Genomic DNA, 12791 nt, shown 5'->3' with positions numbered 1-12791 from the left:
AAAAGGAGCTATCTTTTATGCAGATAGCTCCTTTTCTTTGATCCATTACTGTACGACGCTTCTCCTATACTAGGCTTGCGCCTGTTTATTTAACTTTGAATGTTTATAGCCATACATAAAATATACAGCCAATCCAATCACGAGCCAGATCACAAATATTATCCAGTTACTTGCCCCCAGCTCCGTCATTAAATACAGATTGATCAGAATACCAACGACAGGCAATAGGGAAAAGTTCATTTTAAAGCTATAAATCCCCAGTCCAAGCCAAGTTAACCAAAATATGATGACTAACATTTTATGTTCTAGAATTTCAAGGATGGTAAGCGATTTCCACTCCTGTATCGTCTCTTGCGCATAGCTAAAAATAAACACAATAGCAATCAGTAGCCCTGCACCAACCAAATACTTACCGTTGATGTAAGGAACTTTAAATTTGGATTTTGCCGATAAACCCGAATAATCCATATACAATACACCGGCGCACACAAGTATAAAGGCAAAAAAGGTACCGACGCTCGTTAAATCCACAAAGAAATCCATTTTAAAAAATAACGAAGGGATAGCAACCACCAAACCCGTTACAATAGTTGCAAACGAAGGTGTTTTATATTTTGGGTGAATGGTCGCAAATTTCTTCCACAACAAACCATCCCGACTCATCGTCATCCAGATTCTTGGTTGCGCCAATTGATACACCAGCAAGGCACTGGTGATGGCAATCACAGAGGTCACCGATATAATTCCGGCCATATGGTCGAAACCCACATATTTAAACACGAAAGCAAGCGGATCCTTCACATTTAATTCGGTGTAATTAACCATCCCCGTCAAGACTAAGGTAATAGCGACATACAATACAGTACAAATCAATAGGCAATAGATCATCGCCTTAGGTAGATCGCGCTGCGGGTTTTTACACTCTTCGGCAGTTGTGGAGATCGAATCGAATCCGATAAAGGCAAAGAAAACCGCGGCCACACTTCCGAGTACACCTTTGAGGCCGTTCGGCGCAAAAGGTGTCCAATTTTCAGGTTTAATGAAAAATATACCCCCAAAAATTACGGCAAGGATAATCGCTACCTTGATCATAACCATAATCATACTCGCTTTCTGGGACTCTTTGATTCCGATATAAACCAACCAAGTAACCAAAAATGTAATGACACCTGCTGGTAAATCGAAAATAATAGGCATTCCTCCTATTCGTGGTGCACTATTAAAAGCATCCAGACCATGTTGGTCGATTGCGGTCAGTGCAGCCGCACCATGTTGGTTCATCTTCTCTACAGCATCATAAGCATAGCCTGGCGCCATGGACAACCAAGCCGGTATGTGGAGTCCAAAGCCCTCCAGCATGGAGACAAAATACTGCGACCAGGAAATGGCAATAACCGTATTGGAAACAGCATACTCCAAGACCAATGCCCAACCTATAATCCATGCAAACAACTCACCAAAGGCCACATAAGCGTATGTATATGCTGAGCCAGACACAGGAACTGTACTGGCAAATTGCGCATAGGCCAATGCCGTAAAAACACAGGCAAAAGCCGTAAAAACGAAGAGGAGTGATACCGCTGGTCCACCTTCATAACTCGCCAATCCAATTGTGCTGAAGATTCCAGCCCCTACAATAGCGGCGATACCCAACGAAACCAGATCTGTTACCCCCAATACCTTTGCAAGGCCCGTCCCCTCCTCTTTTTGAGTGTCATGCAGAATCTGATCAACACTTTTCTTCCGAAAAAGTCTATGTGACATGTAAATTTAGTTTTTGATACTTAAAATTATGCGAAAATAAATATTTTCAAGGTCTTATACTATTGGTATTTTCTGACAGACTAATTAAAGTCCACCAGCTCATATTGAATATACTGGTAAATTTCTTGATAATCGGTCATCTGCGTATGTAAATAGGAAATCAGCTGTTCTGTCAGAAGCTGTCTTTGCTCCACTGAAACTTCAAATTTCCACAATCGCTTACAAATATTGAAAAGCGCACTTGCAATTTTTTCTACCTGTGCATAGTCATAAATATACGCCCACTCAATAAACTGATGATAGAACTTTTCAAACTTAGGAATATCACTCAGCTGATTAATTTTCAAAAACTTCCGAACAGCATCTTCATTGACATGTACCAGTGCAGCGTAGAATTTATCGATGGAGACCGCTTTATTTTGTGTTAGGATATGATCCAACAATAGCTCCAACGCAATATGGGCCATAAAGGACGGACGGATAGGCAGCCCGGCTAAACTAGACTGGATTTTTAGTTTCAGCTGATGTGTATGATGAAAAAAGTAAGGTGAATTGTGAAATAGACGATCGACCTCGATATGACGATTCCAGCCTATGTACAATTGTTCCAGTAAAGGATTGTCCAAGAGCTCATCTTCATACTGACGCGGTTTTAGCATAAAGGATTTATCCGCATTTTTTAATAGATCGGGTAACAATCCACCCACCATACGTTCGGGATTAGTTGAAAACCGTTCAAAATAGAAATGTGATAAAAAATTCATACCAGCTTATTAGCGTGTGCTTTTATGGGAAATAATTCGCTCAATATACGCTTAATCTCCTATCTTTGCATCTTGTAAATTAAAAAATTAAATCCATTTAACAATGAGCTTTGTAGAAGAATTACGTTGGAGAGGCATGTTGCAAGATATTATGCCAGGCACTGAAGACTTACTGAATAAAGAAAAAGTCGCTGGTTATATCGGCTTTGATCCCACAGGCGACTCTCTACACGTAGGACACTTGACGCAAATCATGACGTTGATCCATTTCCAAAATGCAGGCCACAAACCAGTTGCCCTGGTTGGAGGAGCAACAGGCATGATCGGAGACCCTTCTTTCAAATCTGCAGAGCGTAACTTGTTGGACGAAGCTACCTTACAGCATAATGTCGCTTGTCTGAAAAAGCAGTTAGGCAAATTTCTTGAATTTGGAGAAGGGGAAAATGACGCCCAAATGGTTAATAATTACGACTGGTTTAAAGATTTTAAATTTTTGGATTTTATTCGTGATATCGGTAAAATGATTACCGTTAACTATATGATGTCAAAAGATTCTGTAAAAAAACGTCTGGAAGGCGACAATGGTCTCTCATTTACAGAGTTTACCTATCAATTGATTCAAGGATATGACTTCTACTATCTTTGGAAGCACCACAACTGTAAAGTTCAAATGGGCGGGTCGGACCAATGGGGTAACATCGTAACAGGAAGCGAAATGATCCGTCGCCAAGATCAGGGAACAGCCTATGCCATCACGACGCAATTAATCAAAAAAGCCGACGGCCAGAAATTTGGAAAGACCGAATCTGGTGCCATATGGTTAGATCCAAAAAAAACTTCTCCGTATAAGTACTACCAATTTTGGTTGAATACGTCAGATGATGATGCTAAAAACTGGATCAAAATTTTTACACTCAAACCTCAGGAAGAAATTGAGTCCATTATTGCAGAACATGATGCAGCGCCACACTTACGTTTAGTTCAAAAAGCACTGGCAAAAGATATCACCATTCGTACCCACTCCGAAGAAGCGTACGAAACTGCGATCAAAACTTCTGAATTTCTTTTTGGAAATGGCTCTTTAGAATTCTTAAACAACTTAGATCACGACGCAGTTTTAGAGGTATTTGAAGGCATTCCGCAGTTTCAGGTCGCTAAAGCAGATCTCGCAGCAGGCATCAATATTCTTGATTTACTAGCTGTTCAGACACAGGTATTCCCCTCAAAAGGTGAAGCCCGCAAAATGCTTCAGGGCGGCGGCGTTTCTATCAACCGAGAAAAAGCAACCGATATTGAAGATTCGATTACGGACAATCACCTTGTAAACAATAAATATATAGTTGCACAACGCGGTAAAAAGAATTACTACTTGATTATTGCAGATTAATGATCAGCAGTATCCTGATTTAATAATCCATAAATATAAAAAAGTCCCTTTTGATTTGTTCAAAAGGGACTTTTTTATGCAATCCAATGCTATTCTTCCTCCGCTGAAAAAATCGGTTAGATTATTTTAATAGCTTTTCAAATGCCTTACGTGATGCGCCTCTAAAATGTACCTCCCCACAATAGTGGTATCCCAACTTTTCGAACACATGCAGCATACCCCCATTGTCAAAATTAGTATCCACCTTAATACTATAAACGTCATGATCAACAGCGATCTCCTCCACCCCGGACATAATAGCCGTCCCCACACCTTTCATATGCGGATCCTGCGCCGAGGCCAGTCGGTGTATACCGACATAAGGACCATCACTTAACCATTTTCCGTCAATATCATTATATGCAGGTTCGACATCAAAAATAATAGCAACATAACCTACAATCCTACGCTCCACTTCAACGACATGCCCGTAGCCCTTATCAATATCCGACTGCACCACATCTTCATTCGGATAACCATCTTGCCATTGTCGGCTACCTTGTTCTTTCCTGAGGGCAATTGCTTGTTGTATAATTTCCCAAATCCGTTCTTTATCAGCTAAAGTCGCTTTTCGTATTTCAAACTTGTTCATCCGCTCTGTTATTTTTATTCGTAAAACTACATATTTTACAGCAACTCCAACGAATACACCAAAACAGTGGCAATCTATATTGATATCCACATTCTTTGGTCAACCCCATTTGCAGGGCATAGTATTTGCTAGTCATTATAACTATCAAGCTTTTTAGCTACATCTAAATTTATTCATTCATAAAAAACGACAAACTTAAAATAATTAGGCTATCGGCATCTTTAAAATACTATCAAAATAACTAAGTTTGTAAGCAGTATAATTGTGAGCTTTTCAATGTCAAACAAAGGAAATACATTTAGGCAGACAGGGAATTCAGTTTCCGGCAAACGTGCCCCTCAAAAGGAATCAACAACATTTAAAAAAGAAAAAAGTCAAAAAAATAGTGTACCAAGAGATTATTCTGATGCACAGCAAAAGGCTGTCAAGATATTAGGGATTTTATTGATCTTGCTTTCATTAGCATTTGCTACCGCTTTCGTATCCTACCTATTCACTTGGGAAGACGATCAAAGTTATATCGCAAAAACTAATGGCGGATGGTCAACATTATTTAGATCTACGGAAGAAATTCATGATGAAAGTGTTGATCTACCCGTTGTTGACAATAAACTAGGGAAATTTGGTGCATTGCTTGCCAACCAATTCATGTACGAATGGTTTGGTGTCGCATCTTTTCTTTTTATCCCGGTATTATTCATTTTAGGATATCGCCTGTTGTTCAAGAAATCATTACTTCCGTTGTACCGTACGGTAGTCTATTCTTTCGTTGCTATCGTTTTTATCTCGGTAACATTAGGCTTCCTGCATGGATTTATGGCCGATACACCGCATATGCTTGAGGGCAAATTTGGCTTTTGGACCAATAAATTATTGGAAGCACAAGTTGGCATTGTCGGCGTTGGCTGTATATTGGCTTTTGCCTACCTGACGACATTGATCTTACTTTACAACCTCGATTTTAAATTTGTCCTATTCAGTAACAGGAAATCCAAGTCATTCTCCGAAGATACGGACGAAGAGGATGAGGATGAATACGCTCCACAAAATCTTAGAAACAAAATTCATATTGAAGATGATTCCATCCAGTCGGTGCGAGAATCTTTCCAACGGTCAACGTCAATCAATGAGCGATTTCAATCTGCTCGGGACAAAGAGGTACAGGAAGAACTTCAGCGTCCTGCCTTTACGCATCACCCTGTACCCGAAGTACAAATTGATCCGAAGGACAAAGTGGTGCTCACCTTCGACGATAGTCCGCTTGAAAGAACAGAGAATACACCTTCAATCAGTTTTACAATTGATCAGCCAAATGAAGAATTTGAAGCCGAAGACTTACCGTTAATCCAGGAATATCAAGCGCCGAAAATCGAAGCAGAACCCCAACGAGAGCCAGAAGCTATTATTGAACCCGATGCAGTACCCGGTCTGGTGGTCGAAGATATCAAAGAGGAAAAAGAAATTACCGCCAGTGATCTTGTGGCCCAATTCGGACAGTATGACCCAAAATTGGATCTTTCTGGCTACCAACATCCGGCATTGGATTTATTGAAGGACTATGGTGGTGGTAAAATTACCATCAATCAACAGGAACTCGAAGCGAACAAAAATAGGATTGTTGATACACTGAGAAACTATAGCATCGAGATCGAAAGCATCAAGGCAACGATAGGACCAACGGTGACTTTGTATGAAATTATACCAAAACCAGGTGTACGGATTTCAAAAATCAAAAATCTGGAAGATGACATTGCCTTAAGTCTTGCGGCCTTAGGTATCCGGATCATTGCACCGATGCCCGGAAAAGGAACTATTGGTATTGAGGTACCAAACTCCAGTCCGGAAATGGTGTCCATGCGATCGGTCCTTGCTACGGAGAAGTTTCAGAAAACAGATATGGATCTCCCGATCGCTTTAGGTAAGACAATTTCAAATGAAGTGTATATTGCCGATTTAGCTAAAATGCCTCACCTTCTGGTTGCGGGGGCTACCGGGCAAGGTAAATCAGTAGGTATTAACGCGATTCTGACCTCTCTACTGTATAAAAAGCATCCAGCCGAACTAAAATTTGTCCTTGTTGACCCTAAGAAAGTGGAACTTTCTCTATTCAAAAAAGTAGAGCGCCACTTCCTTGCAAAATTGCCTGACGACGGAGATGCGATTATCACCGATACGAAGAAAGTAATCAACACCTTAAATTCCCTCTGTATAGAAATGGATCAACGTTATGATTTGTTAAAAAATGCGCAGGTACGGAATTTAAAGGAATATAATGCAAAATTTATCAATCGCAGATTAAACCCTGAGGAGGGTCATCGATTCTTACCATATATCGTTCTTATTGTTGATGAGTTTGCCGACTTGATGATGACAGCAGGAAAAGAGGTCGAAACACCGATTGCACGATTGGCACAATTGGCCCGTGCGGTAGGAATTCACCTGGTTATTGCAACCCAGCGTCCTTCTGTCAATATCATTACCGGTACAATCAAGGCCAACTTCCCTGCACGTCTGGCATTCCGTGTGTTGTCGAAAGTCGATTCACGGACCATTCTAGATACAGGCGGTGCAGATCAGTTGATCGGTCGGGGTGACATGCTTCTAGCGACTGGAAGTGATTTGATACGTATTCAATGTGCTTTTGTGGATACGCCTGAGGTTGAACAAATTTCCGATTACATCGGTGCGCAACGAGGCTATCCTTCGGCATTTATGCTTCCGGAGTACGTAGACGAAAACGGAGATGGTTCTGGTAGTGTAGATTTTGACCCCAAAGACCGCGATCAGTTGTTCGAAGAAGCTGCCCGATTGATTGTCATGCATCAGCAAGGCTCTACGTCATTAATCCAACGTAAATTAAAATTGGGTTATAACAGAGCAGGACGAATCATCGATCAATTGGAAGCTGCAGGAATTGTAGGTCCATTTGAAGGAAGTAAGGCCCGGGAAGTGCTTTATCCAGATGAGTATTCATTAGAACAATTTTTGGAGACGTTAAGAAAGGACAACTAAGATGAAAAAACAAGTATGGTTTATTGTAGGTCTGCTAATCATGGCATACAGCCAAAACAGTTATGCACAAAATGACGCTGCTGCCAAGGCGCTACTGACGAAAGTAAGCCAAAAGTACAATGCATACAAAACAATACAGGCCAATTTCTCATTAGATATTAAACAAGCTAATGGCGGCTCGCATACTGATGCCGGAACAATATACCTGGACAAGAGTAACAACAAGTACCAGCTCAATACCAAAAATCAAGTATTGATATCGGATTCCAAGACACAGTGGAATATCATGAAAGCGGAAAAAGAAGTTGAAATCTCAGAAGCAAGCAATTCGACCAACGAGATCAATCCAACAAATATATTCAGCTTTTATACCACCGGTTTTAAATATACCTTGACCAATACAGAAAAGGTAAAAGGGCTTACACTAAGTGTTGTTGAATTAAGTCCTCTTGATAGCAAAAAAAACTATTCAAAGATCAAGCTGCGCATTAACAAAGCAAGCAGTCTGATCTATGATACCACCGTATTTGATAAAAGTGGTAATCGCTATACGTATACATTAACTTCTCAGGAAGGTAATAAGGCGCTTTCCGGTAGTCTATTCGTATTCAACAAAAATGATTATAAAGGCTTCGACATCGTCGATCTGAGGTAAAAATAGAACAATACTACAGGTCTGATTAAAGACAGTACAATAAAAAGGGCTTTCCACTATGCAGTGGAAAGCCCTTTTTATTGTGAAGTACACTATTTTACAGCATGTTCGGTTCCTTATCCAACGTCTCACTTTCTTTATTGGCATAACGTGAATAGCCATGCTTCTGTGGATGTTCGATAATTTCCTTCATAGAAACAAGTTTGTACACATACGAACCCGTTTCATTATTCAATTTCAAGGCAAAATAGTCGTCCTTTTTTTGTCTTCTTATAGAACCTCTTAAACTGCCATCACCAACATTATACGCCGCAGCAACCAAGGTCCAGTTACCAAATTGGCCATAGAGGTATTTGAGGTATCTCGCTGCAGCATGCGTAGATTTAACAAGATCCTTTCGGTCGTCTACCGTACCATTGACTTTTAAGCCATACAAACGGGCTGTTGCCGGCATAAATTGCCAATAGCCACCAGCTCCCTTCGATGAAACAACAGCTTTACTAAGGCCACTTTCCACCAATGGAATGTACTTGAAATCTTCCGGAATACCATGTGATTTAAGGATCTTTGCAATCATAGGCAAGTAGGTCTCTGCCTTTTTGTGCATATCGTACGATCCTGTTTTTTTAAACGAGAATCGACTGAAAAATTTACGCAATTTACTTTCCACAAGCGGACGATCCATCGGTAATGAATCTTCGGCAAATGTCAATGAATTCATATACGATTCAAAGGAATTGCTTTTTTCTTTTTTTTCTTCTTCATCCCCATGATGAACGGGAACTACTACGAGCTTCGGTTCAACGATCTTATCGCCGTTTGAAGCATTGTTGTGTGGGGTTGAGTATAACTTTGACAGCAATAAAGCAAACAAAATCAAACTACTACATAAAACTTTCTTTCTTATCATTCACTCCCTTAATGCTACCCTATCCACGACTGCAATCGATCAAAAAATAGCTTGGTTCAAATTCAAGGGTACAAAGGTAAACACTATTTATTTAAAAAACAAATAGTTACATTCTAGACAACTTAAAGCGGGTTTGTTAGCGTAAAAACGCAGCAAATTCAAGAAAAGACAAAAAGATAAGGATTTTTTCGCAAAACCCAAAATTATACCTAACTTTGTCGTTCACATTTTAGCAAAACACAATGCCATTCAGCAATAAAAGGAACAGTCGTGATGACAACTCCAGAAAGTCACGAGGCAACTCAGATAGTTTCAAATCTAGAGGCGATAAGAACAATAGTTTCGGAAAAAAATCATATGGGTCGAATGACCAATCTGAAAGAGGCTCTTTCAGAAAAGATGATAATCGTGAGAACAGATCATTCGGATCTAAAAAATTCTCAGACAAACCTTCCTTCCGAGGAGATAACAATTCCTTCCGTTCAAAAGATAATTCAGAAAAATCCTTTGGTAGAGGAGGCCGCTCATTTGATAAAAATGATTCTTCAAGATCTTTTGACAAAAAAGATTCCTTCAATAAATTTGATAGATCAGAACGTTCTTTTGACAAAAAAGATAACTTCAAACGTTCCGATAGAAATGACTCTTCAAGATCTTTTGACCGTTCAGAACGTTCTTTTGATAAAAGAGATAGTTTCAAACGTACAGATAGAAATGATTCCTCAAGATCTTTTGACCGTTCAGAGCGTTCTTTTGATAAAAGAGATAGTTTCAAACGTTCAGACAGAAATGACTCTTCAAGATCTTTTGACCGTTCAGAACGTTCTTTTGACAAAAGAGACAGTTTCAAACGTTCAGACAGAAATGACGCTCCAAGATCTTTTGACCGTTCAGAGCGTTCTTTCGATAAAAAAGATAACTTCAAACGTTCAGACAGAAATGACAGCCCAAGATCATTCGATAGATCAGAGCGTTCTTTTGACAAAAGAGACAGTTTCAAACGTTCAGACAGAAATGACTCTTCAAGACCTTCTAACAGAAAGTTTGATGGCGATAAAAGTAGAAATTTTGACGACAACAAAAACTTTGGTGATAAACAATATATTAAACGTCCAAAGAAAAAAGCAGAGGATGCAGAAGATGACGGCTTAGTTCGTTTAAATCGTTACATCGCCAATGCTGGTATCTGTTCAAGACGTAAAGCGGATGAGCTTATCACTGCTGGTGTTATTTGGGTAAATGGAGAACCTGTTACGGAATTGGGTACCAAGGTGGATCCTGCAACAGATGAAATCCGTTACAACAACGAACGTCTAAAACGTGAAAAAAATGTTTATGTTTTGTTGAACAAACCAAAAGATTATATCACGACTACAGATGATCCGCAGGAGCGTCATACCGTAATGGAACTTGTTTCTAAAGCGACAAAAGAAAGAATCTATCCTGTTGGTCGTCTTGACAGAAACACAACAGGACTACTTTTGATGACAAATGATGGTAGTCTTGCTGAAAAACTTTCACACCCGCGCAACAGCATCAGCAAAATCTATAATGTCGAGTTAAACAAAAGCCTTACACAAGGCGATTTTAACAAAATCAGCTTTGGTATCGAATTAGAGGACGGTGTAATTAAACCAGATGACTTGAGCTATGTTCAAGGCGGATCGAAACGTGAAGTCGGTATCCAAATCCACTCGGGGAAAAATCGTATCGTACGTCGTATTTTTGAGTCATTAGGATATGAAGTCGTTAAATTGGATCGTGTGGTTTATGCAAACTTAACGAAAAAAGACCTTCCACGTGGCCGTTGGAGATATTTAGAAGAGCGTGAAATCGTGCAGTTAAAGCACCTGATTTAATCGCTTAAGCAGATAAATAAAAATAAAGGACGGTCATTCAGTTAACCGTCCTTTATTTTTTATATTTGCTCTTTCAAATAATAAAACAAAGAATATGACTGATCCGAAAACACTTTCATCCGTTGCGGAATTCCATAAAACATTCCAACATCCAATCCTAGACACGCCTACTATTCCATCTGAACAAAGATGTGCCTTACGGGTATCGTTGATCGCTGAGGAATTAAAAGAATTAGAAGAGGCCATCCGGGATAAAGATTTGGTCGAGATTGCAGATGCGCTATGTGACATTCAATATGTACTTGCTGGAGCGGTATTGGAATTTGGTTTAAAAGATAAATTCTCTGCTCTTTTTGATGAAGTTCAACGTTCCAATATGAGCAAAGCATGTAAAGACGAAGCAGAAGCCATCGCTACACAGGAGCACTATAAATTAAAAGGTGTAGAATCCTATTATAAAGAAGTTGATGGCAAATTTCTGGTATTCAGAACAGCTGACAATAAAACGTTAAAATCCATCAATTACTCTCCAGCCGATCTAAAAACAATTGTTGAGGGCTAAATAAAGATGGTAATCGTACCCTTTTTTTGTAGGTAAACAGCAAAGGCTTCATTAGAGAAGCCTTTGCTGTTTTTATAGCGCTGAATATATTCATTAAACGCGATAGCATACAATGATCTATCAAAAGAGTATAAAATATTAGGAACGGCTAAAAAAGACTCCCCTGCACGACCTGACGTGCTTCCAATCCCTTATCGATGTATGTTTGAATACCTGATTTCGGTAAGCCCCAATTCGGAGCAATTAACAATTCTTTATCTGCAATCCCGAAAATACGTTGAATGATCAGATCAGGACGCAATCGAGGAATAAACTTTGCTAAGAATTCCGTATAACCTTCTATCGAGAAAAGTTCAAAAGGCTCACGTTTGAACTTAACGCCCATAATAGATCCCTCTACAATATGTAAGTGATGCAACTTCACAAATTTAATTTGTGGAAAGCGGTTGATTTCATCTGCATATTTCAACATCATTTCTTCAGATTCCCACGGGAAGCCAAAGATGGTATGCACACAAAGCTCCAACGGAGTATCTTTCAGCATATTCATGGCCTGAACAAATTCGTCGTGAGAACAGCCTCTATTGATCTGCTCCAATGTATCGTTGTAAATAGATTCCATACCCATTTCCAAATCCACATCGTAACGATCTGTATAAGACTCCAACAATGCTATCTTTTCAAAATCCAAACAATCAGGACGTGTACCCACAGAAAGACCCAAAGTATTTTCAGGATCAATACTTAAAGCCTCATCATACATCATCTTCAGTAGATGAGTCGGCGCATATGTATTTGTATTTGGCTGGAAATAAATAATAAACTTCTCAGCGCCATAGCTATTACGTGCTCTTTCAATACCCGATTCCACCTGCTCGCGTATAGAAGGAATTTTCCGGGCAGTATCCGGTGTAAAAGAATCTACATTACAGTACGTACAACCACCATAGCCCTTACTACCATCACGATTGGGGCAGGTAAAATTACCATCCACAATCACTTTAAACACTTTCTGTCCGTTATACTTTTGCTTTAAATAAGCCCCGTAATGATTATACGGTTTAATTCCGTTGTCCAATAATGTACCCATTGCGCTGCAAAGTTACTCAATAAAAATCATAATTGTATTATTGCTCAGGAACAAAGCACTATGACATCACCCATTGTTGCGTCATTGTAAAAGATATCAGTTGTAAGGATAAACACTATTTTTACAGTAATAGATAGGCAGGTAGCTAAACGAAAGA

At 39.5% G+C, this 12791-nt stretch carries 10 protein-coding genes; 5 read left to right on the top strand and 5 right to left on the bottom strand.

Features of this window, described 5'->3' with window-relative positions:
• Positions 1–69: 69 nt before the first annotated feature.
• Both B3297_RS00050 and B3297_RS00045 read right to left on the bottom strand, forming a co-directional pair.
• Positions 70–1764 carry an amino acid permease gene (locus tag B3297_RS00050; protein ID WP_112375480.1) on the bottom strand — a complete coding sequence of 565 codons (1695 nt, stop codon included), beginning with the start codon at positions 1762–1764 and terminating at the stop codon, positions 70–72.
• Between the two features lie 80 nt (positions 1765–1844).
• Complete coding sequence (locus tag B3297_RS00045; protein ID WP_112375479.1) at positions 1845–2528, bottom strand: ACP phosphodiesterase; 684 nt, start codon at positions 2526–2528, stop codon at positions 1845–1847.
• A gap of 103 nt (positions 2529–2631) precedes the next feature.
• On the opposite strand from B3297_RS00045, the gene tyrS reads away from it, so the two are divergent.
• Entirely contained in the window at positions 2632–3915 is a 1284-nt protein-coding gene (tyrS, locus tag B3297_RS00040; RefSeq protein ID WP_070563213.1) for a tyrosine--tRNA ligase, read from the top strand.
• A gap of 121 nt (positions 3916–4036) precedes the next feature.
• On the opposite strand, the gene B3297_RS00035 is transcribed toward tyrS, so the two are convergent.
• Positions 4037–4546: a GNAT family N-acetyltransferase gene (locus B3297_RS00035; RefSeq protein WP_112375478.1), complete on the bottom strand. Its 510-nt coding sequence runs from the start codon at positions 4544–4546 to the stop codon at positions 4037–4039.
• Between the two features lie 276 nt (positions 4547–4822).
• Here B3297_RS00035 and B3297_RS00030 point away from each other — a divergent pair, with 276 nt between their 5' ends.
• Positions 4823–7558 (top strand): FtsK/SpoIIIE family DNA translocase, encoded by a 2736-nt coding sequence (locus tag B3297_RS00030; RefSeq protein WP_115046640.1) that lies wholly within the window; start codon positions 4823–4825, stop codon positions 7556–7558.
• Position 7559: 1 nt separating this feature from the next.
• Positions 7560–8213: a LolA family protein gene (locus B3297_RS00025; protein ID WP_112375477.1), complete on the top strand. Its 654-nt coding sequence runs from the start codon at positions 7560–7562 to the stop codon at positions 8211–8213.
• Between the two features lie 97 nt (positions 8214–8310).
• Here the strand turns inward: B3297_RS00025 and B3297_RS00020 are convergent, their stop codons facing one another.
• Positions 8311–9123 carry a lytic transglycosylase domain-containing protein gene (locus tag B3297_RS00020; RefSeq protein ID WP_112375476.1) on the bottom strand — a complete coding sequence of 271 codons (813 nt, stop codon included), beginning with the start codon at positions 9121–9123 and terminating at the stop codon, positions 8311–8313.
• A gap of 242 nt (positions 9124–9365) precedes the next feature.
• Here B3297_RS00020 and B3297_RS00015 point away from each other — a divergent pair, with 242 nt between their 5' ends.
• Positions 9366–10982: a pseudouridine synthase gene (locus B3297_RS00015; protein WP_112375475.1), complete on the top strand. Its 1617-nt coding sequence runs from the start codon at positions 9366–9368 to the stop codon at positions 10980–10982.
• Between the two features lie 94 nt (positions 10983–11076).
• The gene (locus B3297_RS00010; RefSeq protein ID WP_070570070.1) at positions 11077–11544 is read left to right on the top strand and encodes a nucleoside triphosphate pyrophosphohydrolase family protein; all 468 of its coding nucleotides are present in this window, start codon (positions 11077–11079) and stop codon (positions 11542–11544) included.
• Between the two features lie 148 nt (positions 11545–11692).
• Here B3297_RS00010 and B3297_RS00005 read toward each other — a convergent pair whose 3' ends face one another.
• On the bottom strand, positions 11693–12634 hold the full coding sequence (locus tag B3297_RS00005; protein WP_070570068.1) for a TIGR01212 family radical SAM protein: 942 nt from the start codon (positions 12632–12634) through the stop codon (positions 11693–11695).
• Positions 12635–12791 lie beyond the last annotated feature (157 nt).

The organism is Sphingobacterium sp. UBA3519 (genome assembly GCF_002377215.1).
GTDB lineage: Bacteria > Bacteroidota > Bacteroidia > Sphingobacteriales > Sphingobacteriaceae > Sphingobacterium > Sphingobacterium multivorum.
This window is presented reverse-complemented; position numbering and strand designations above follow the sequence as displayed.

Bases quoted from the DNA above. Each gene is read 5' to 3' on its own strand.
- B3297_RS00005 (WP_070570068.1), bottom strand. From the start codon at position 12,634: ATGGGTACATTATTGGACAACGGAATTAAACCGTATAATCATTACGGG.
- tyrS (WP_070563213.1), top strand. From the start codon at position 2,632: ATGAGCTTTGTAGAAGAATTACGTTGGAGAGGCATGTTGCAAGATATT.
- B3297_RS00030 (WP_115046640.1), top strand. From the start codon at position 4,823: ATGTCAAACAAAGGAAATACATTTAGGCAGACAGGGAATTCAGTTTCC.
- B3297_RS00035 (WP_112375478.1), bottom strand. From the start codon at position 4,546: ATGAACAAGTTTGAAATACGAAAAGCGACTTTAGCTGATAAAGAACGG.
- B3297_RS00050 (WP_112375480.1), bottom strand. From the start codon at position 1,764: ATGTCACATAGACTTTTTCGGAAGAAAAGTGTTGATCAGATTCTGCAT.
- B3297_RS00045 (WP_112375479.1), bottom strand. From the start codon at position 2,528: ATGAATTTTTTATCACATTTCTATTTTGAACGGTTTTCAACTAATCCC.
- B3297_RS00020 (WP_112375476.1), bottom strand. From the start codon at position 9,123: ATGATAAGAAAGAAAGTTTTATGTAGTAGTTTGATTTTGTTTGCTTTA.
- B3297_RS00010 (WP_070570070.1), top strand. From the start codon at position 11,077: ATGACTGATCCGAAAACACTTTCATCCGTTGCGGAATTCCATAAAACA.
- B3297_RS00025 (WP_112375477.1), top strand. From the start codon at position 7,560: ATGAAAAAACAAGTATGGTTTATTGTAGGTCTGCTAATCATGGCATAC.
- B3297_RS00015 (WP_112375475.1), top strand. From the start codon at position 9,366: ATGCCATTCAGCAATAAAAGGAACAGTCGTGATGACAACTCCAGAAAG.